The 16,858-nt window shown below is 59.1% G+C and carries 20 protein-coding genes and 1 tRNA gene; 7 read left to right on the top strand and 14 right to left on the bottom strand.

Annotated features, from left to right (window positions below; translation table 11 throughout):
• The first annotated feature begins 59 nt into the window (after window positions 1–59).
• Window positions 60–132 (top strand) — tRNA-Gln (locus HL45_RS07905).
• Window positions 133–421: 289 nt separating this feature from the next.
• Complete coding sequence (locus HL45_RS07900) at window positions 422–1,093, top strand: hypothetical protein (RefSeq protein ID WP_233274721.1); 672 nt, start codon at window positions 422–424, stop codon at window positions 1,091–1,093.
• Between the two features lie 227 nt (window positions 1,094–1,320).
• Here the strand turns inward: HL45_RS07900 and HL45_RS07895 are convergent, their stop codons facing one another.
• The 13 genes from HL45_RS07895 to HL45_RS07835 form a co-directional block, all read right to left on the bottom strand.
• On the bottom strand, window positions 1,321–1,749 hold the full coding sequence (locus HL45_RS07895; RefSeq protein WP_049970578.1) for a type II toxin-antitoxin system VapC family toxin: 429 nt from the start codon (window positions 1,747–1,749) through the stop codon (window positions 1,321–1,323).
• Entirely contained in the window at window positions 1,749–1,997 is a 249-nt protein-coding gene (locus tag HL45_RS07890; RefSeq protein WP_049970577.1) for an AbrB/MazE/SpoVT family DNA-binding domain-containing protein, read from the bottom strand. Before HL45_RS07890 ends, HL45_RS07895 begins: the two co-directional genes overlap by 1 nt.
• Window positions 1,998–2,048: 51 nt before the next feature.
• A complete protein-coding gene (locus HL45_RS07885; RefSeq protein ID WP_049970575.1) occupies window positions 2,049–2,297 on the bottom strand; it encodes a DUF7692 domain-containing protein in 249 nt (82 codons plus the stop codon).
• Between the two features lie 258 nt (window positions 2,298–2,555).
• Entirely contained in the window at window positions 2,556–2,861 is a 306-nt protein-coding gene (locus HL45_RS07880; protein WP_049970574.1) for a hypothetical protein, read from the bottom strand.
• A 2-nt stretch (window positions 2,862–2,863) separates the two neighbouring features.
• Window positions 2,864–5,491 (bottom strand): hypothetical protein, encoded by a 2,628-nt coding sequence (locus tag HL45_RS07875; RefSeq protein ID WP_049970572.1) that lies wholly within the window; start codon window positions 5,489–5,491, stop codon window positions 2,864–2,866.
• A gap of 1 nt (window position 5,492) precedes the next feature.
• On the bottom strand, window positions 5,493–6,434 hold the full coding sequence (locus tag HL45_RS07870; RefSeq protein WP_049970571.1) for a hypothetical protein: 942 nt from the start codon (window positions 6,432–6,434) through the stop codon (window positions 5,493–5,495).
• A 21-nt stretch (window positions 6,435–6,455) separates the two neighbouring features.
• Window positions 6,456–6,866, bottom strand: coding sequence for a hypothetical protein (locus HL45_RS07865; RefSeq protein WP_233274720.1), 411 nt, complete (start codon window positions 6,864–6,866; stop codon window positions 6,456–6,458).
• 11 nt (window positions 6,867–6,877) lie between these two features.
• Window positions 6,878–7,330 (bottom strand): hypothetical protein, encoded by a 453-nt coding sequence (locus HL45_RS07860; RefSeq protein WP_049970569.1) that lies wholly within the window; start codon window positions 7,328–7,330, stop codon window positions 6,878–6,880.
• Window positions 7,330–9,570, bottom strand: coding sequence for a hypothetical protein (locus tag HL45_RS07855; protein ID WP_049970568.1), 2,241 nt, complete (start codon window positions 9,568–9,570; stop codon window positions 7,330–7,332). The genes HL45_RS07860 and HL45_RS07855 overlap by 1 nt, the downstream gene beginning before the upstream one ends.
• 2 nt (window positions 9,571–9,572) lie before the next feature.
• A complete protein-coding gene (locus HL45_RS07850; protein WP_049970567.1) occupies window positions 9,573–9,806 on the bottom strand; it encodes a hypothetical protein in 234 nt (77 codons plus the stop codon).
• 42 nt (window positions 9,807–9,848) lie between these two features.
• The gene (locus HL45_RS07845) at window positions 9,849–10,544 is read right to left on the bottom strand and encodes a hypothetical protein (RefSeq protein WP_049970566.1); all 696 of its coding nucleotides are present in this window, start codon (window positions 10,542–10,544) and stop codon (window positions 9,849–9,851) included.
• Between the two features lies 1 nt (window position 10,545).
• A complete protein-coding gene (locus HL45_RS07840) occupies window positions 10,546–11,094 on the bottom strand; it encodes a hypothetical protein (RefSeq protein ID WP_049970565.1) in 549 nt (182 codons plus the stop codon).
• Window positions 11,095–11,391 (bottom strand): hypothetical protein, encoded by a 297-nt coding sequence (locus HL45_RS07835; RefSeq protein ID WP_049970564.1) that lies wholly within the window; start codon window positions 11,389–11,391, stop codon window positions 11,095–11,097.
• Between the two features lie 210 nt (window positions 11,392–11,601).
• Here HL45_RS07835 and HL45_RS07830 point away from each other — a divergent pair, with 210 nt between their 5' ends.
• From HL45_RS07830 to HL45_RS07810, 5 genes are read left to right on the top strand one after another with little or no spacing between them, the layout of a single operon-like run.
• Entirely contained in the window at window positions 11,602–12,153 is a 552-nt protein-coding gene (locus HL45_RS07830; protein WP_049970563.1) for a hypothetical protein, read from the top strand.
• A complete protein-coding gene (locus tag HL45_RS07825) occupies window positions 12,146–12,592 on the top strand; it encodes a hypothetical protein (protein ID WP_049970562.1) in 447 nt (148 codons plus the stop codon). Before HL45_RS07830 ends, HL45_RS07825 begins: the two co-directional genes overlap by 8 nt.
• Window positions 12,589–13,266: a hypothetical protein gene (locus HL45_RS07820; RefSeq protein ID WP_049970561.1), complete on the top strand. Its 678-nt coding sequence runs from the start codon at window positions 12,589–12,591 to the stop codon at window positions 13,264–13,266. Before HL45_RS07825 ends, HL45_RS07820 begins: the two co-directional genes overlap by 4 nt.
• Complete coding sequence (locus HL45_RS07815; RefSeq protein ID WP_049970560.1) at window positions 13,266–13,718, top strand: hypothetical protein; 453 nt, start codon at window positions 13,266–13,268, stop codon at window positions 13,716–13,718. Before HL45_RS07820 ends, HL45_RS07815 begins: the two co-directional genes overlap by 1 nt.
• Window positions 13,719–14,441: an ATPase gene (locus tag HL45_RS07810; RefSeq protein ID WP_049970559.1), complete on the top strand. Its 723-nt coding sequence runs from the start codon at window positions 13,719–13,721 to the stop codon at window positions 14,439–14,441. It begins immediately after the preceding gene.
• A 394-nt stretch (window positions 14,442–14,835) separates the two neighbouring features.
• On the opposite strand, the gene HL45_RS21390 is transcribed toward HL45_RS07810, so the two are convergent.
• Window positions 14,836–16,848 carry a hypothetical protein gene (locus HL45_RS21390; RefSeq protein WP_049970557.1) on the bottom strand — a complete coding sequence of 671 codons (2,013 nt, stop codon included), beginning with the start codon at window positions 16,846–16,848 and terminating at the stop codon, window positions 14,836–14,838.
• Window positions 16,849–16,858: the final 10 nt, after the last annotated feature.

The raw sequence follows: 16,858 nt of genomic DNA, 5'->3' as shown, positions 1-16,858 counted from the left end.
GTGGTGAGCAAATCTGACGAATTTGCGAGGTACACGGGACAAACAAGCAAAGCGAGTGCAGTCCCGTGGTGTAGCGGCCAATCATAATGGCCTTTGGAGCCATTGACGGCGGTTCGAATCCGCCCGGGACTATCAGAAATTTTACACTAATCCCCCACAGAGACAGCGACTTCTCTCGCGGAGGTGATAGGGCATGAGCCGCACCTGTCCAGAGTGCGGCGAGCAAGTAACGTGGACGATAGTGAGTGGGCCGAGTATCGCAACCGTCAGTCCCTGCGGTTGTACCGTTCATCCTACGCGACTACAGGGAGGTGAGGAGTGATGGCCGAGAGACGGTGTTCTACGTGTGGAGAGGAATCTTCGCAGTGCTATCGCTGTACGGAGTGCGGTGCGGATCTCGTCGCTCAAGGAGGTGATCGATATGGGCAGTGAGGAACTGCTCGACGAACTCGCGGAGCGCGTTGCCAATCTCGAACAGCAAGTCGAGGAAGAACGAGAACGGAACGACCGCCTCGAAGAGCGTGTCGATGAACTCGAAGCGGAGAACGACCAGCTACGCACGGAACTCGACGAGGAAAAGGAGCAAAACCAGCGCGTTCGAGCGTCCGTTTCGCGTATCATCAACGACGTTCGGGAGTATTCGTTAGAGGACGGGAGTAGCGTCGATGCAAGTTCGCCGAACCTTGTGGCGGAAGCCGCGAATGTCGGAGGCGAACTGTACGACTGCATCGAGCGGTCGCGGGAGAACGCCGGACTGCTGAACTTCAAGACGAAGCGTCCCGAGTCTGCCACGGTTCAGGAAAAGTATCTGAACGTCCTCGGTCGAGCAGAGGAGAAAGTACGGGAAGCGGGTGGGGAAGTCGTCTATCTGAACTACCGCGAAGTAGCGACGCACTACGGCTGTGCGTACAACACGGACGGCTATCGCGTGATGGAAGAGATGGACGAACGAGTTCCCGGTGTCCACTACGTTGACGGCCATCTCGCTAATCCGGACGTGGACGCTACCACGAAGGTCGAGGAGAAGAGTATCCGCGTTGAATGGAACCATCCCGACCTTCGCGGTTGGGTACGCGCTCACCGGGAGGGATAGATTACAATCGCATAATACGGGGGGTTCCGGCGAACCCCCCGTGAGCCGCACCACACCAACCACAGGCTAAAACATTCACGCTAGCCACCCTCTGTACGCATCTATCGACTACTGCTGAGTGCGGTTGTTCTGCGGTGTTTCTGCGGTACTACCGGCTGTGGGTTGTGTCTCACCCGTATTCTTACGATATTATAATCAATAGCGTGATTCGACCGCTATCGGGTCGGCTATCCTCGAAACGGATTACTCGCGGTATCGAGTCGCGTAACATCTTGGACTGCGTCAAAATCATCGTCAAAGCTGTAGACGTACTCGATACCTTCGCGTTGCATGTACGCCGTCGTTAGCGCGTCAACAAATGTGAGGGAGGGATACTGTCGATAGAGTGCTTGTCCGCTCGTGAAATCTGCCTTCGGGGAGTGAACGATTTCGAACCCTGCACTTTCGATGAGCGTGTCGAGCGTTGCAACAGCCGCATCGTGCCCCGCTCGTCGTCCAAGGATGTTCAGTACTTCACCAAGAACGTAATTCGTGATGTGAGCTGTCGGAAGGTCGCCGTGGTCGATAGCACGGACGATTTCGTTCGCTTGCTCATGGTATTGGTCACGAGCTAATCGCTGGCCGATGAGAATATTAGAATCGACGATGACCGGCATTAGAACGCTCCGAATTCCTTCTCTAATTCGACTGCATTCGTCTCCTCTCCAATATCTACCGGTTCAAGATCATCGAACGCTCCGAACCGCTGTTTCACTACTTCGACAGTGAGATTATCCTCGTCGTCGAGTCGCCAGCGGAGTTTGTCGCCGGGTTCGATGTCCAGTGCCTCCCGAATCTGGGATGGCACCGTCACCGAATGGCCGTCGTTGACCGTGGTTTCGTCGGTGACTTGATTACTTGCCATGGAAAAAGATTGTTTTCCGCGGTCAATAAGCCTACTGCACACCTACCGAGCTTACCTTTCGACTTGAACTCCCGATTCAACCCGATATTCGAGCGTTACCTGTGGCGTACTTAGTACTTTAGCGAGATCTTCCGTCATATCAGGATGTTCCGCGGCACGTTCGAGATTCCGCATCATTCGCCGTGTAAACTCCGCACTTGCATCGAGGCCTTTGCTCCTCGTTGATTCACCAAGTAGTTCGCCTGCTTGGTCGTAGAGATCCTTCCGATACTCGTACTTGCCATCCGACTTGATTCGCATAGATGAGATTGCACATCGGAGTCTCAAAGCCGTTCTGCTGGAGGTGCTGAAACCGAGTTAGTATATAACGAGAAGTGAATCGGAACTATTCACGAAGTCAATGTACAATTGACCCGATTCGCATCTAGTGCGTTTTGCACATCGCCATCACGATGAGATGTGCAATTTGAGGATTCGACTTTCGCTGGCGTGAAACCCCGCGGAGTCGCGCCAAAACCACCTTCGACGGGATTCTGTAATACAGCGGAGCCGAGGGAGTCAGAGTACACCGAGCAGGTCAAGTAGGACACCGCCGCCAAGCCCTCCAGCGGCGGCTTTCTTGAGGGTTTGAAACACCCACCAGAGGCGATTATGCTGGTCTTCCATCTCATCGTGCGACTGTTCGAGGTCGTCGAGGCGTCCGGAGAGCAACGCCCGGATGTCGTCTAGTTTCTCATCATGGCCTTCGACCGTCGCTTCGACCCCAGCGATGCGTTCGCCGAGTTCGGCGTTCGAGGGTGCGCCGTTGGGAGCCGTCGTGTCGATGCTGGTTTCGGTTCGAGTGAGAGAGTCTGCGTTTGTCATAGTTACTGCATTGAGAGGCCGTTAAACCGTGAGCCGAAGATTACGTCTTCAGTCGTGTCTATGCCACCCGGTACGGAGCCGTCCGGTTGGAGAGTCGTGCCGTCGTCGTCCGCGATGTCCACGACGAGTCGTGCGAGGTGGTAGGGCGTCTTCGCGTCAAGCAGGACGGCAAGTGGAGAGCCACCGATCGTCTCCATCTTCTGTGTCGTCGCACGCGCCGCTGGCCGGCTGCTGGCGATTGCCTGCACGTCTGCCCCGTTCATTTCCTTCCCGACTGCGGTGGTGCTGTCGGCGCTCACTGTCGGCATCGTCAGCGGGTAGACGCTGTTGCCGATGGGCCGATACGGAGCGAACAGGTCGGCGCTCGCGGTGACCGCGTCGTGCTGGTGGTCGGTGACGGTTGTTGTCGCGGTGGTCGTCGCAGTCGCTGTCCCGGCGAGTGTCTCTGTTGCCTGCTCGATACCGACTGCACCGAGTGTCGCACTTGCCTGTCCGATGTCGTACTCGGAATCGAGCGCAACGACGGGAACGATGTCGGCGCTCGCGATGGCCGACGCATGGTGGCCGGTCGTCATCGACGACGCGGATCTGAGTTGCACCGCAAGGGCGGTTTGGTCATACTGGGCGTCGGTGACCGAGTTGAATGCCCGAAGGCGGATGGTCGGGGCCGAGGGAACGCGCCGAACGGAGCCGGGGAACGTCGTGCGTTCGATAGTCAGCGCGCCGTGGCGTGCGGCGTCGTTGTGTTCGATAGCCCCGTCGAAGACCTGATGCTGATGCACGGAGCGAGTTCGAGCGCCGGTTTCGACGGGGGCGGCCAGCATGAGGCGGACGAGGTCGAGAACAGAGACGCCATTGGAGAATGTGGCGATTGGCCGACACGCGGCAGTCGTGGTGTGTGTGGCCGTCGTGGTCGGTGTTGATGGTGCGTGCGAATAGTACTGGGTTGGTGACCTGCTCGTCGCGGTTGTCGTCGATGCCACGACCGACTGATGGCTGACTGTCGTCTGCGTCGTCACTCGACTCGTCGCTCTCAATGCGACCGGCGCAACCACGAGCGCGCCATCGGTGTCGTCCTCGTCGTCGGTCTGCTGGCCGTCGCGGGAGACAGAGACGCTATCGAAACGGTGACCACTGCTCCCACCCTGAAATGAGAGGTAATTAAGCCCCTCTACGACATCCTCGGGCGCTTCTTCGTAGACGAACGAACGGTTATCAAACGACCCACTCCAGCGCGCACCACCGTCGTCGGTCGCAACGCGGACGAGCGTTATCGAATGCCAATTGCGGTCATCGCCACCGCCGAGATACTGCTTCCACTTTGTCGCGCCGTTTTCGATGGCGGTTAAGTAGCGGTCGTACCCGTTGTTGGAGTTCGAGAATTGGATTTTGTAGCAGGTGTCGGGCTGTGCGGCGGTATCGCCCGGTGGTTTCACAGAACTCAGAACGAATTTAGCGCCGTAGAACTGCGGGCCGTGGTAGTGGGTGAACGACCAGCGCCCGTAATCGACGGCGGCAGGGCGTGATATCCACGAATTGTTTTCTCCACTCGTATTATAGAGCGTGTTGTCCGAATCGTCCCAGTCACCGTTAATCAAATCCCATTCGGGGAGTGAATCATCGTTGAACGTATCCGACCACACGGGTTGGGCGTCTAACTCGTCTGAGAGAGATACCGACGCGACGGACGGCTCATAACGGTCGTCCATGCGGTCGAGGTCGAGCGTCACCGAGTAGTCCGAGTCCGCCGCGCCGTCCAATCCAAAGAAAGGCGTACTCTCGGTCGTTGTCGGCGTGGCCTGTTCGACGGCGAACGAATCGTACCACATCCAGCAGTTCGAGTCTGTCCCCCATCCAGTCGAATAGTTTTCAAGACTGATGGTTTCGACATCGGAGCCGTGTTTCAGCGGCCCGGAGTGCTGGCGAACTGTGCCAGTACCGAAGTCCTCAACGCGCACCGAAAACGTCCCTGCCTCCCAGTTGAAGACAAATCGCGTTTCGACCCAGTTGCCATATGCGGAGTCGTCGCCTTTGAGTTGGGTGGTGCCGTTTGCGTCGTGGACAATCCACTGCGGGTTATCCGTCGCAAATCCAACCTCAGACTCTCCCTGCGAGTTTTTGAGCCGAAGGCCGCCGCCGTAACTGCTCTGACCCTCTTGCCAATAAAAGCGGAAACCAGCGATTTGCTGACCGCCTGCGATTGGAGAGGGCTGACACTGCGCAAGCACCGGAATCGCGTCTGAGATTTCTATCCCGACGCTTTGCTCGCCCTCGTAGACGCGATTGGTTTTGGTGATGAGATGTGTCGCGTCAACCGTCCACTCGCTTCCGAGTCCATCCTCGAAATCATCATACCAAAGGCCGCTATCGAGCGGTGTGATGAAGCGCCGCGAGTCGGTCGCGGTGCCACCACCAGCAAGCGATTCGGTCACGGTGACGGTCGTGGTCGTTCCGACGCTGTTGGTAAGCGTCGTGCCGAGGTTGGGGACGGCCAGCGCCGGAGACGACTGCGCGGCGGTCGTGAGTGAGCCACTGCTCGCGCCGTCGGCGAGCGTCACACTGTCGTTCGGATGCTCGACCGTCGTCTCAGTGGTTGCGGCGTCCCAGTCGGCGGCGGTCGTCCACTCCATGTTAGTCCATGCGGAGCGCCACCGAGAGGCTACTGTGGCGCTTGCAGACGGTGTAGACGCCTGCGCCGCCTGCGTCTTGCACCTCGTCTTTGTGGCCCGTCGAGGAACCCGATTCGTCCTGCACCCAATTGTCGAAATCGCCAATCACCGTATCATGGCCTTCGACATTCCGATACTGCCGGGAACTGACCACCGAGTTCGTCAGTGGGTAGTTGTCGAACTCCGCGTCAGGATTGACGTGGCCGTGCGCCGGTTGGTCTTTGTTGCCGACGTGGTGTTCGTAGCGATTGTCACCGTTGAAGTCCGAACTGTTGTTGTAGTGGCCAGATTCCGACATATGCACGGGTTTTAGCCCGTTATTGGTATCGCCGTAGCCGAGCGCCCACCCGGCTTCACGTTCGTCTGCGGCGGTGTAGTCCCATGCCCGGGTTATCTTGCCCGCGCCGACGAACAGTTCGCCGTCGTCACCGTCGGCGATTTCGCGTTGCCAGTAGAGTTGGAAGCCCTTTTCGTCGGTCGCGCTCAGCCAGTAGGTGCCCGAATCGCCCATCTGCATCGGAAAGTCAGAGTGGACTTTCGTTTTCGGGAGGAGCTGAAAGTGTTCATCCGGGTGGACATCCTGATTGTTCTCGTACCGATATTGCGGGTAGTTCTGGCCGGTCTGTGCCGGGTCGAACTGATAGCGGTCAGTCCACTGGCCGTTGGCGGCATCCCACGACGGGCCGTGCTGAATCACGAGGCCGCCGAGGTTCGCCTCGACGCCGAGATAGATGTCTTCCTGCGGGTCACTCGTCGTCAGGACAAAGTAGTCGCCCTTGGCGAGTTGGGCCGCACCGTCACTGCTATCGTCTTTTATCGTCCAGTTCGTCAGCCCACCAACCGTGTCGCGCAGGCCTGCGAGCATCGTGCCATAGTCCGCCTGAATTGCTGATTCGAAAGTCATGTGAAAGAGAGAAAGCCGCCGTTAGGCGAACGCCTGCACCTCGTACTGGGGCGTCTCGTTCGCCGAGGATGCGGCTTGAATCCAAATCGCTTCTGTGTCGATACCGTTGTCGCCACCGAGAGAGTACGGTGATTCGTTCTGTTCCGGGCGAATCTTCGTACCCTGTGTTGCGCCGGAGGGGTCAACCGGACAAACGTTCAGGTCGTCGGTGACGCGCACGGTCACCGTCTTCGCGGTAAACCCGAAGTCGATTTTCTCCCATGCATCTTCGGCTTCGGTGTACTCCGCGTCGAGTTCCTTGCGGTCGGTGCCCGTCGAGAACCATTGCACGCTGCTCGTGGTGTCGGTCGCCGTCGCGGTCGCCGACTCGTTCGTCAGATGGACGCGAATCGTCCGGAGTTCGGCGAGGATGTCGTCGAACACGTCGGACATACTCGACAACATCACTCGGCCCCCAACACGTATTTCAGCACGAGGGCCAGCACGACGAGTGCGACCACCGTCTGTTGAATGTTCTCGAACGGCAGCCCGCCCGATTTCGCCTTCGACTCCGACGACTTCCGCACGTACTGCTTAGCGAGTTCCTGCTTCAAACTCGGCGGCAGGTCGGAATCCACGATGCTGGCGAGAGAGTCGCTGGCCGCCTGTTCCTGTTCGGCGATGGCCTTCGCTTTCTCGACCGCCTGCTGTCGCCAAATCAGTCCGCCGCCGCCGACTGCGCCGACACCCGCGATGGGTTTCCAGCCGATTTGCAGGGCGTCATCACCTTTGCTTGCGGCTTCATCGAGTGATTTGCGTGCGGTCTTGTTCCCCACGTCGTCGATGTAGCGCAGCGACTTCTGGACTGACGTGCCGAGTTTATCGGACAGTTTCAGCGCGAGTCCCATCTTCCCCATTAGGCCCCACCTCCGGCGGTCGCGCCGTCGCCCCCGCCAGCAAGTACCGCGAGGCCCGCCACGCCGACCGCGGCGAGCGCGACGTTCTTGCCGGTGAGTGATTCGCTCACCGATTTCGTCACGGACTGGGAGGTTTGTGCGGATTCACGCACTCGTTCGCGGACTTCTTCGCGGTTGGGTTGCGAGCCGTCCGGTATGCGGTCGTCGGGAATCTCGCCGTTCGACACCTTCGTGAAGTAGGCATCGAGCGCCGCTTTCAACTCGTCGTAGGAGGTGAACAGATACGGTGTTTCGACGACACCACCGGACGCGCCGAGGAACACGGACAGGCCCTCAATCGCGGCGGCGGCGTAGAATTGCACCCGTTCGCCGTCGGCGTGCGACCGCCCGGTGATGAACCACGGATTCTCGTGGCCGACCTGTTTCCAGTCGCTCCACTGCGAGTCGTCCGGTTGGTTCCCGTTGTCGGGGTTGTTGCCGTCGTACTCACGCGATTGAAGCCATTTCGTGTGGGCGTTCCGGGCGTCGGTTTCAGTCTCGAACGACGGCATGGCGTTGAACTCCGGAACGGCTTGCCCCTCGATGGTCATCATTGGGGCGTCCGCCGCAGTGCCCCCGGCTTGGAGCACCAACATCGTCGATTCGTCCTGCGCCATGATGAGGAACCAACGGCGGCGTGACCCGGTGACGAGTTGTTGATAGCCAAGGAGCCAGCCGCCGTCGAGGGCGGCCACATCGGTAAACTGGCCCCACATGGCGGCTCCCGAGTCGTTGCCATCTCCGCCTCCGTTCCCACCGGAATCGCTGTCACCACCGTTTCCGTTTCCGTCTCCGTTGCCATCGGAATTGGTGTCGTCACCGTCGCCGGACGACATCGTGTTCGGCGAGTCCGAGGGAGCGAAGCCCACAGTGGCGTCATAGGCAGTTCCGGCGAGGATGCCGGTCGCACCAGCCGCAGTTGCGCCCGTCGCCGCCTTTCGCTTGCGCGTTTTGGTTAATCGAGTGAGCAACGATTCGCCTTCGTCGCTGGCCTTGGCGACTGTTTCAGCGGCCTCGTCGCTCCCTTTAACGGCGGTTTCGGTGGCCTCGTCGCCGTAGCGAATGGAGTTTTTGTAGTTCTCAATCTCTGTCGCCAGTTTCGATGTGGACGTGGACACGTCGTCACTTGCCTTTGTGGTGGTTCGCGTTGCTTTGCTCGCGGTTTCGGCGGTGTCGTCCGCCATCGAGATGCCTTTGTTCGGCCCACCGAGAACGCGCACGCCGTCGTCACTCGACTTCACGCCGAGTTTCGAGAGCGCAGCGGCCGCTTCATCGGATTTCGAGAGGCGGTGGAGGCCTTTCGCCCCCGTTTTGACGGCTTTGCCACCCGTTGCGGTGAGTGCAACATCGAGTACGTCGCCCGCCCCGACTTCGCCTTCGGCGGTGCCCTCGTCCACGTCGAGGCCGGTCAGGCCGGTTACGATAGCCTTCGATGGTTCGGCGATGAACGATTCACCAAGGAACGTGCCGACATCGACGACACCTGCGGTGAGCGGATTATCGAGCGCGGTGCCTTCGGCGACTTTTCCTTGGGTGAGGTCTTTGATGGTTCCGGCGAGTTTCGTGGAGTCCTGGGCGAACTGCTCTTTCGAATCGTAGCCGAGTGCGAGTTCGGCACTGCCCCGAATCGTATCCTGCACCGAGAACACGTCGTTGTCGAGCGTCCCGTCAACGACATCTTTGGTGCCTTCGTCCACGTCGTCCCACGTCTTCTGGGTATCGCGCCATGCGTTATCGACCGTCTCGCCGGGGTTGTTCAGCGCATGGTCGATGCCGCCCAGAAAGCCGCTGCTGCTCTTGTTGGTCTGGTCGCTTTCCGTCTCCTCGTCCGAGTCGGTGTGTGTTTCGGTATTTTTCTCCTTTTCGGCGTCGGTATCGGCAATGATTTTCGAGCGGTTCCCACTGCCGTAGCCCGCACTACTGCGGTTCTCCTCCGCCTTTTGGCGGTCATACGCTTCCTCAAGGTCTTCGAACTCCTCCTCGACGCTCGTTTCGCTCGTCTCGGTCGGTGAGCCAACGTCCCCGTCTCGAATCCGCGGCCCGCGCACGCCGCCAAGCGTCGGCGGCGAGGACGAGGACGAAGACGACGAGGATGAGGAGTCTGAGGTGTCCTTTTCCTTCTCTTCCTCCTTTTCCTCTTCTTGCGTGTTGCTTGAGCCACCGGAACCGCCGCCCCCGCTGTTGCGCAAGCGTGGCCCCATCCTCATTGGCCGACCCTCACGAGGATGAGCACCAGCACGAGCAGTTGAGCGACGTTCACGAGGAAATCGAGGTCGGTCTTTTCGATGGCGAGCGTTGGCCGCCCCGTCGTGGTGGTCGTCGCGGTCGTCGCACTCGCCGTCTGCGGCTGTGCGCTCACGAGTTTCTGATACTCAGGATGACTGTGAATCAGTGCCTCGGTGCGCGTTGGTTTCTCTGTCGAATCAAGTTGTGTCATAATAGAATCGTAGTCTGAGACGGTCAGTGCCGTCTCACGGCGTTAGAGCGTGAGTTCGATTTTCTGTTCGACCGACGAGATGAACTGGCCGCCGGGGAAGTACTCATCTTCCCACCAGAGTTGGTGGGGCGAGTTGATGCGGAACTCCAATTCGTCGTGTTCCTCGAACTCGACGCTGCCATTCAGATTGATTTCGGTTCCGCGCGCCAGTTGCGGGAAGTCGTGGAAGCGATAGAGCGGCACCGGCCACTTGTAGACTGCGCCTTCAACGAAGCCCATGTTATTCCGTGCTCGGTACTGGACGCTCCCCTCCGAGATGATAGGATAGAGGTACACGTCGTCCCCATCCGCCGGGTCGTCGGCCAAGACGACTGAGTTGGCCCCGTAGTCCACGTCCACGATGTCGATTTCTTCCTCGGTCGTCGCGTTTACGGCAACGACGACGCGATAGTCCTGCTCATCGAGCTTGTGTTCGCCTGCAATCGGCATGATGTCCGACGCCAGTACGACTTCGGTGTCGTCTGCCGCCGTTCCGGTGAGTTGCTGGCGAGTGCGGGGGACGAACCGGGTGGCGTCGCGCTTGCCAACCATTTCGGCCCCTTCGAATTTGCGGGGATGTTCCCACGTACAGATGGTAGACATCTTCTCCGCCGTGTTTTGACTGCGTTCGACGTGACTTTCGCCGAACGTCGAGCCGTTGTGGGTTAGTGACGAGCGTTCAATGGCGCTGGCGGGCATCTTAGTTCGCCCCCTGCGTCATTGCGTTCACAGCCTGCTGTTCGGGCGCGCCGAGGCTGTCCCAGTTGACGATTTCGACGGGTTCGCCGAAGTCGCTGGTTTCGTCCCCGATGGTGAGCCGCGACATCTGTTCGTCGAGGCCATTCGCGCCCTCCGGAATTTCGACGTAGACGTGGAGTTGCTGTTTTTCCTTGAGCACGACCGTTTGCTTGGTGTGGCGCATCAGGTCGGGGTCGAGGCGCATCTGGTCGTAGTCGAAGTTGGCCAGCGTGCCGTTGAACACGATGAACCCGCCGAGGCGATTGCCGCGCTTGTCGGCTTTCTGGATGATGACGCGTGTGTCTTTATCCAGTTTTTCCCCATTGGAATCACGCAACTCGGGCGCGACGACTGTCCCGGCGAGGATGGTAATGACCTTGTTATCGACGCCTTCGATGACGTAAGCCGGAGTGTCCGGCGAGGCGGCGGTGACGTTCTGGGCGGTGACGAACTTCTTATCTTGGTCGATGCTGATTTCGCCTTCTTCGTTGTTGCCAATTCTGACCGTCATTTAGATACCTCCGAACTCCGCGACTGCAACACGCCCGCCGCCGAGGAGACAGCCGAGGGCGACGTTCATTTTGTGGACGCGATACTGCTCTGGCGTCGGAATCAACACGATAAGTACCGCGGTGATGACGGAGTAGAGTGCATCCCCACCCCGCGTTTCGATGTCGTACAGGCGGGTACGCAGGACGCCTGTGGCGCGTTCCATCACGAGTGCGCCGAGAAGGATCGTTGCGATAGCGATGAGAAAGTCGCCATCGACAAGAGCTGAAATATCGTCAAACACTGCTAGTTGAGCCATGCACTTCTCGCTACGAGTGTGAGACATAAATTCGGTCTAATTAATTGGTGAATTAGTGAATTGGCGGAAGAATTGGTGGCCAAATTAGTGAATTAGTATCCGACCCCTCCGCAGAGTTATCAGGAATCGCACCCTACTCGAAGATGAGCACGGAACGACTGGCGTTCCGCGACTCCGACTGATTGATTCACTCTATAAACTGGCTAGACTATGAACTCTCTCGACACACTATCCCGACTCTCTGAGGACGGGCACGACATCGAAGCGTGCCGCTACTGCGACGACCACGCCGTCGTCGCCGTCCTCGACCAACGTATCGCAACGGGCATGAAGCCCGGAAACAGGTATCGCCGCTACTGTCTCGGCTGTGAGACGTGGAATCCGATGAGTTCTAAAGAGTACTTCGAGGAACACCCGTTACCCCACGTTCTGCCGACCGACGCCAACCCGGACGATCCGACCTTGATACTACTCAGCAAGTTCGAGGCCGACGAAGACGACGAGGCCGAGCGACTGGCCGAGATTCAGGCCCGGTTCGACCACGACGATCCGGACGACTTTGAAACGGCAGCCACCGACGCCGACTACCAAGCCGCTATCGAAGCTGACGAGCCGGAACCAGACGCGAAGGAACTGGAGAACCGATTCAACTGCGACCATTGTGGCGCGCAGAATACCGGCTATCCTGCCGAGTGCAGGCAGTGTGATGCTATCTTCCGTTGGACAGCCGACCAGCGACCACCGGAGGAAACCCATGCCTAACTCGGACGCTGACGACCTCGAAGACTTCTCGGACACGGCACAGGAATTGAAACAAGACGGAACCAGCGCACCGGAACCAACAACCGACGTGGACGACCCGGAGTCCGGGTCAGCACCGTCGCTGTCGCTCTCGAAAACCCACGTCGGGATTGCACTCGTCGTGCTGGTCGTCGTGGCGATGCTCGTTCAGCGCCGTCGCTCGACCGCCACCGCCACTGCCAGCGATGAAACGGCACCTGCTTCCACGGACTCGACTGCTCCCTCTGGCCGCGCGCAAGAGGAGTTCGACAAAGTGCAGGACATGACGGCTGAGGTCGCGGTCGAACCGACGAACCAGACACCCGCCGAAACCATCCCGCAGGGCAGTCCGCAAGAACAGGATGAGGCAGTCGCCCGCATTCTCGAAGGCGAAGGCGCAATCAAGGGAGCACGCGAATGACGGACGCAACTCCCGCCGAAACCATTCCGGCGGACGACGCCCGCCGCGACAGTCCTACGCCCGGCGAACCCGCCATCGACGGCGACACCAGCCTCGATGAGTCCGCGGAGGCCGAGGAGTCGGCCCCCGATGTGACCGACGTGGACACCGGGGAGCCGGACGCTGACGGCGAACAGACCGACAGTGACGACCCGACCATTGAAGAAGTCGAAGTTGGCGACGGTGACTTCGGCTTTGCTGGTGACGACCGCGACGAGGCCGACAACGCGGACACCGAATCCGAGTCGTCTGACTCGACCACGTCCTCTCCAGCGAGCGAGAGCGATGGCCCACTGTCTGTGGATGGAGACAAGGCCGAAGGTATCGAAACCGCCGTCAACGAGGGCTATGCCCGGATGCTGGTGGTTGGTCTTGAAGACGGCGACGAGAAAGAGAAGCTAGAGAAGGAGTTTGCCGAAACCTTCGCGGCGTTCCGCTTGGGCGCGTGTGCCTCTCGCTTCGCCGACGAGTACATTTTCACGCCCGGTGAGGATGTTGACCCAGCATGGGCCTTACTCGGGACGGTGGCCATCTCGACCGCGTTTGCGACATGGATGCGTCCGGATGGAGACGAACAGGTGAAGAAACTCACGAGTGCGATTAGTGGTCTGCTCGGCACCGGAGGTGACGCCTAATGCAAATCGAACTGTTCGGCCAGCAAGTTGGCGTTCGAAAATTGGCGTCGCTCGCGCGGAATCCGAAGAAATTCGCCGGACTACTCCGCCAGACTGACGAGGACGCTCGCTTCTCGATGGCCGAAATCATTGCCGACGTGTTCAACGTCCAGCGGCTTGACACCCAGGCGCTCGCTGTCTCACAAGAGATTCCGATGGGAATGGAACGCATGACGCCAGAGACGGCTAGCGAGTTGATTGCAGGCTGTCTCTCGGACGGTGGTGCGGGCCTCATCGAAGCCTTCAACGAAGAGGCTGAGCGCCGCGACCGCGTGCTGCGCGAAGCCCTCTCTGATGAGCAGTATCAGCAATTCGTCCAGACTAAACAGCAGTCGGTCTGGACGGAACTCGACATCGAGGACGAAGACGCAGGTGACACCGAAGATAGCGACCAGTCGGACAGGGAGGCGTAGATGGCACGCGTCGTCGTCTTAGGCCGGTCAGGGACGGGAAAGAGTTGGTACACTGGTCAACTGCTCGAAGCCGTCGTTCCGAACTTCGACCACGCCATTCACTTCGATTTGGAAGACGAAGAATCAGGGCTGTCTGATGCTGACCACGACCCACTCTACAAGACGCTCTACGTCACGAAAGAGCGGTTCGACCGCGGCATCAACCTCCTGCGAATTGTCCATCGTGTCGGTGCGGTGCGCGTCGTTCCCGAAGGGCTGACCAAGGCCGAATACCGCGAACTGTACGGGCAGTGTGCGGCGGCGGCAATGGCACTCGGCAAGGAACTCGGACGCTCGTGCTTCGTCTCGTGTGACGAATCCCATAACGTCGTTCCGAACGGCGGAGATCCGGACGAACGGGTCGAGCGAATGATTACCGGCGGCAGAAAGCACCACGTCGAGTGTCTGCACATCAGCCAGCGTCCACAGTTGCTCCACAAGACGTGTATCTCGCAGGCGGAGAAGCGCGTTTACTTCCAGATCATCGAGGAGAACGACATCAAGAAGTTGCAGAAAATGACGAGCTTCGACGCCGAAACGCTGGAAGACCTCGGCAAGCGGCGCTGTGTCGTTGAGAACAAAGACTCCGGTGAATTTGCCGAGGTCGATACTAACACTCTCACCCGGGTTCGACCACATCATGCGTCGGACGATGGAATTGTAGACGAAGCCTTGCCTGTCTGATTCTTTTTTATCGACGTGGTAGCGTTACTTTTTGCAGAATTTGGTCTGCTACCACCGACCGACTTGTGACCTATATTGAATAGTACAGCAACAAAAGTAATGTTCCCCAATATCTTCGTTGAGAGTATGTTACCTCCAGTAAAAGCGTGGGGTCCTCTTCTTGTCCTCGTGTTCTTTTGGGCATGGCCAATCTTCTGGGTGGGAAGAGCCTTGTACCGACTAGCGCAAAATGACTGGAAAATCGAAATCGACCTAAAACGGTGGAATCTCTTCAAGCAGTTCCGCGAAGGAAGACGTGATGATAGCGAAGTACATGAGTAACAGGCAATATACAGTGACGCCAATCGGGAATTAGAAGAGCGATTGAATGTAGAAGCCGTGCTACTACCTACTGTTAGTCAACCCTTCCGTCGGATGGGTCATACACGGTCCCGAAAGCACCGAAAGACGCCTGCACTGCTCGTGAGATACGGCCTTTCGCACTCGCTTCCTCGATAGTCTCTCGACCATCTGGCCCGGGGAACGTCTCTGTTGGGTCGTCGGGGAGCGGTTCACCACCAGCCCATCCATCTAACTTCTCGAACGAGAGCGGTTTCTGACCGTTCACAGCACGAACACCGTTGATGATCTCGGCGTACTGTTCCGTGTTTCCGACCGCAGAGCGTTCTTCGGCACGGGCGGCGCGATAGCCACCCCACGCTTTTCGGAGTGCGCGCAGCGCCGGGCCGGGTAACTGCTGGTGCATTTCCACGGGATCATCGGTCGAAGTTGGTGCGGGTCTCGCTAACTCGTCGTCTGTTGGGCGGTCTGCCTCTGGTTCCATCTGGGCGGCCCAACCCTCGAACGATTGGCTCGGCACGTCAGCCTCAATAGAGTCCACCATGTCGGTGTTGGTTGGGTCGTAGGCGCTGGCGTCGAGGACGAAATCAAGCGGTTCATCGAGCAGGGCGAAGGCATCGCGCAGGGAATCAATCTCGTCCTCGGTGTACCCGCACTCGGCTTCGAGATGCTGACACGCGCCATCGTCGCCGCCTTCGCAGTAGTCACGCGCTTGCTGGCAGCCCTCGCCGAGTCCCTTGTCGGTCTGACGGGCCATCTCCTGCATATCCGGGTCGGAGTCGTCGATTTCGCCCGTCTCTCCCGGCCCGGTCAGGCCGGTGACGGCGGCCATTTCCTTCCCACTCTCGACTACGCTGGCGTGTTCGATGGGTTCGAGGTCGGATTGGTAGTGGTCTAACCAATTATCTGCACCTTCTTCGACGAGGACGGCTTTCGCGCTCATTGCGTGGAAACCTTTGGTGCCCCACGTCCAGTCGGGTTTGTCGTCGAGGCGGGCGCGTTCTGCATCCGTGAGTGTGAGTTGCCCATAGGATTTCCCGGTGTTTTGCGAGACGAACGCGGCATTCTCACCGGATTCGAGCGTCTGGTCGTCCACGTCATCGCGGAGTGTCACCGTCTTCGTCCGGCGGGTATCAGACGGGACGAGGGCGTCGGGGTGGTCATCGCGCCAGTCGTTCGCGGCATCGAGGCGTTCGAACGTGAGTTCCGCACCGTCTTTCGGCGACTCGCCAGTCGGGTTACTCCCAGCACCGGCCATCTCCTCGAACGCCTCCTCGGCGACTGGATCTTCGGTATCGTGGTGGTGCCACGTCGTCCCGTCCTCGCCGATGTGTTCGGTCGATTCGTCCCAGTCACTCGCCGACAGGCCGGAGCCGACGAGGGCGCGGTCGTCCACCACGTCTGGCAGGGTACTGCCTTCGGCTTCTGGTATCGGGTGGTCGCTGGTTGGGCCATAGTCGTCGAAGTCGAACGCGGTGGGGTCGTAGCCTTCAGCGGAGCCACCAGCGTCGTTTCCGGTAGCACACTTGCAGTCGGATTTGGTGGTTGAAAATGCCGCAAAACCATCCGTATCACTGTGCTTCGAGTTGGCCTTTCGAATAATCTCGCGGACTTCTGCTTGGGCATCCGAATCGTGGATACTCGGAAAATCCGTCGGTAGCATCTCGTCTTCGATACAGCTGAGTACGCTGCGTCCCGCACTGCGAGTGAGTGCTTCGCCAACCGGATACGATTCCCCGGCGTCCTTGTCCTCGAAGACCAATCGAAACGGACGCTTTGCGTCGTCGCTCGTTTTCGACAGTCGCAGATAGATTCCCTCACCGGACGTATCGGTCGTCGAGAGCCACTGTTTCGCTCGTCCCGGCCACTGCACGGTGCCCGTTATATCGGCCTGTGCGGCCACCGTTGGCGTCCGATTCTTGTCGTCCCGTTTGTCGGTGAACTCGTCTCCAGTGTCGATGCGACTCTCTCGGTCTTGGGTAGTGAGCGAGTCGGCACCGACCGCGAGTGTAGATTGTTCATCGCGGTCGTCGGAGAAGTCGGAAGGATTGTAGCTAGAGTTAGACATCCATCAGAGA

The organism is Haladaptatus cibarius D43 (assembly GCF_000710615.1).
Classification (GTDB): Archaea; Halobacteriota; Halobacteria; order Halobacteriales; family Haladaptataceae; genus Haladaptatus; species Haladaptatus cibarius.
The sequence above is the reverse complement of the archived record's forward strand: the minus strand, read 5'-3'. Positions and strand labels throughout refer to the sequence as shown.

Excerpts from the sequence above, each read along its gene's own strand:
- HL45_RS07820 (WP_049970561.1), top strand. The coding sequence starts at position 12,589 with ATGACGGACGCAACTCCCGCCGAAACCATTCCGGCGGACGACGCCCGC.
- HL45_RS07880 (WP_049970574.1), bottom strand. The coding sequence starts at position 2,861 with ATGACAAACGCAGACTCTCTCACTCGAACCGAAACCAGCATCGACACG.
- HL45_RS07875 (WP_049970572.1), bottom strand. The coding sequence starts at position 5,491 with ATGGAGTGGACGACCGCCGCCGACTGGGACGCCGCAACCACTGAGACG.
- HL45_RS07890 (WP_049970577.1), bottom strand. The coding sequence starts at position 1,997 with ATGGCAAGTAATCAAGTCACCGACGAAACCACGGTCAACGACGGCCAT.
- HL45_RS07830 (WP_049970563.1), top strand. The coding sequence starts at position 11,602 with ATGAACTCTCTCGACACACTATCCCGACTCTCTGAGGACGGGCACGAC.
- HL45_RS07895 (WP_049970578.1), bottom strand. The coding sequence starts at position 1,749 with ATGCCGGTCATCGTCGATTCTAATATTCTCATCGGCCAGCGATTAGCT.
- HL45_RS07850 (WP_049970567.1), bottom strand. The coding sequence starts at position 9,806 with ATGACACAACTTGATTCGACAGAGAAACCAACGCGCACCGAGGCACTG.
- HL45_RS07825 (WP_049970562.1), top strand. The coding sequence starts at position 12,146 with ATGCCTAACTCGGACGCTGACGACCTCGAAGACTTCTCGGACACGGCA.
- HL45_RS07810 (WP_049970559.1), top strand. The coding sequence starts at position 13,719 with ATGGCACGCGTCGTCGTCTTAGGCCGGTCAGGGACGGGAAAGAGTTGG.
- HL45_RS07865 (WP_233274720.1), bottom strand. The coding sequence starts at position 6,866 with ATGTCCGACGTGTTCGACGACATCCTCGCCGAACTCCGGACGATTCGC.
- HL45_RS07885 (WP_049970575.1), bottom strand. The coding sequence starts at position 2,297 with ATGCGAATCAAGTCGGATGGCAAGTACGAGTATCGGAAGGATCTCTAC.
- HL45_RS07845 (WP_049970566.1), bottom strand. The coding sequence starts at position 10,544 with ATGCCCGCCAGCGCCATTGAACGCTCGTCACTAACCCACAACGGCTCG.
- HL45_RS07815 (WP_049970560.1), top strand. The coding sequence starts at position 13,266 with ATGCAAATCGAACTGTTCGGCCAGCAAGTTGGCGTTCGAAAATTGGCG.
- HL45_RS07870 (WP_049970571.1), bottom strand. The coding sequence starts at position 6,434 with ATGACTTTCGAATCAGCAATTCAGGCGGACTATGGCACGATGCTCGCA.
- HL45_RS07840 (WP_049970565.1), bottom strand. The coding sequence starts at position 11,094 with ATGACGGTCAGAATTGGCAACAACGAAGAAGGCGAAATCAGCATCGAC.
- HL45_RS07900 (WP_233274721.1), top strand. The coding sequence starts at position 422 with ATGGGCAGTGAGGAACTGCTCGACGAACTCGCGGAGCGCGTTGCCAAT.
- HL45_RS07855 (WP_049970568.1), bottom strand. The coding sequence starts at position 9,570 with ATGGGGCCACGCTTGCGCAACAGCGGGGGCGGCGGTTCCGGTGGCTCA.
- HL45_RS07860 (WP_049970569.1), bottom strand. The coding sequence starts at position 7,330 with ATGGGGAAGATGGGACTCGCGCTGAAACTGTCCGATAAACTCGGCACG.
- HL45_RS07835 (WP_049970564.1), bottom strand. The coding sequence starts at position 11,391 with ATGGCTCAACTAGCAGTGTTTGACGATATTTCAGCTCTTGTCGATGGC.
- HL45_RS21390 (WP_049970557.1), bottom strand. The coding sequence starts at position 16,848 with ATGTCTAACTCTAGCTACAATCCTTCCGACTTCTCCGACGACCGCGAT.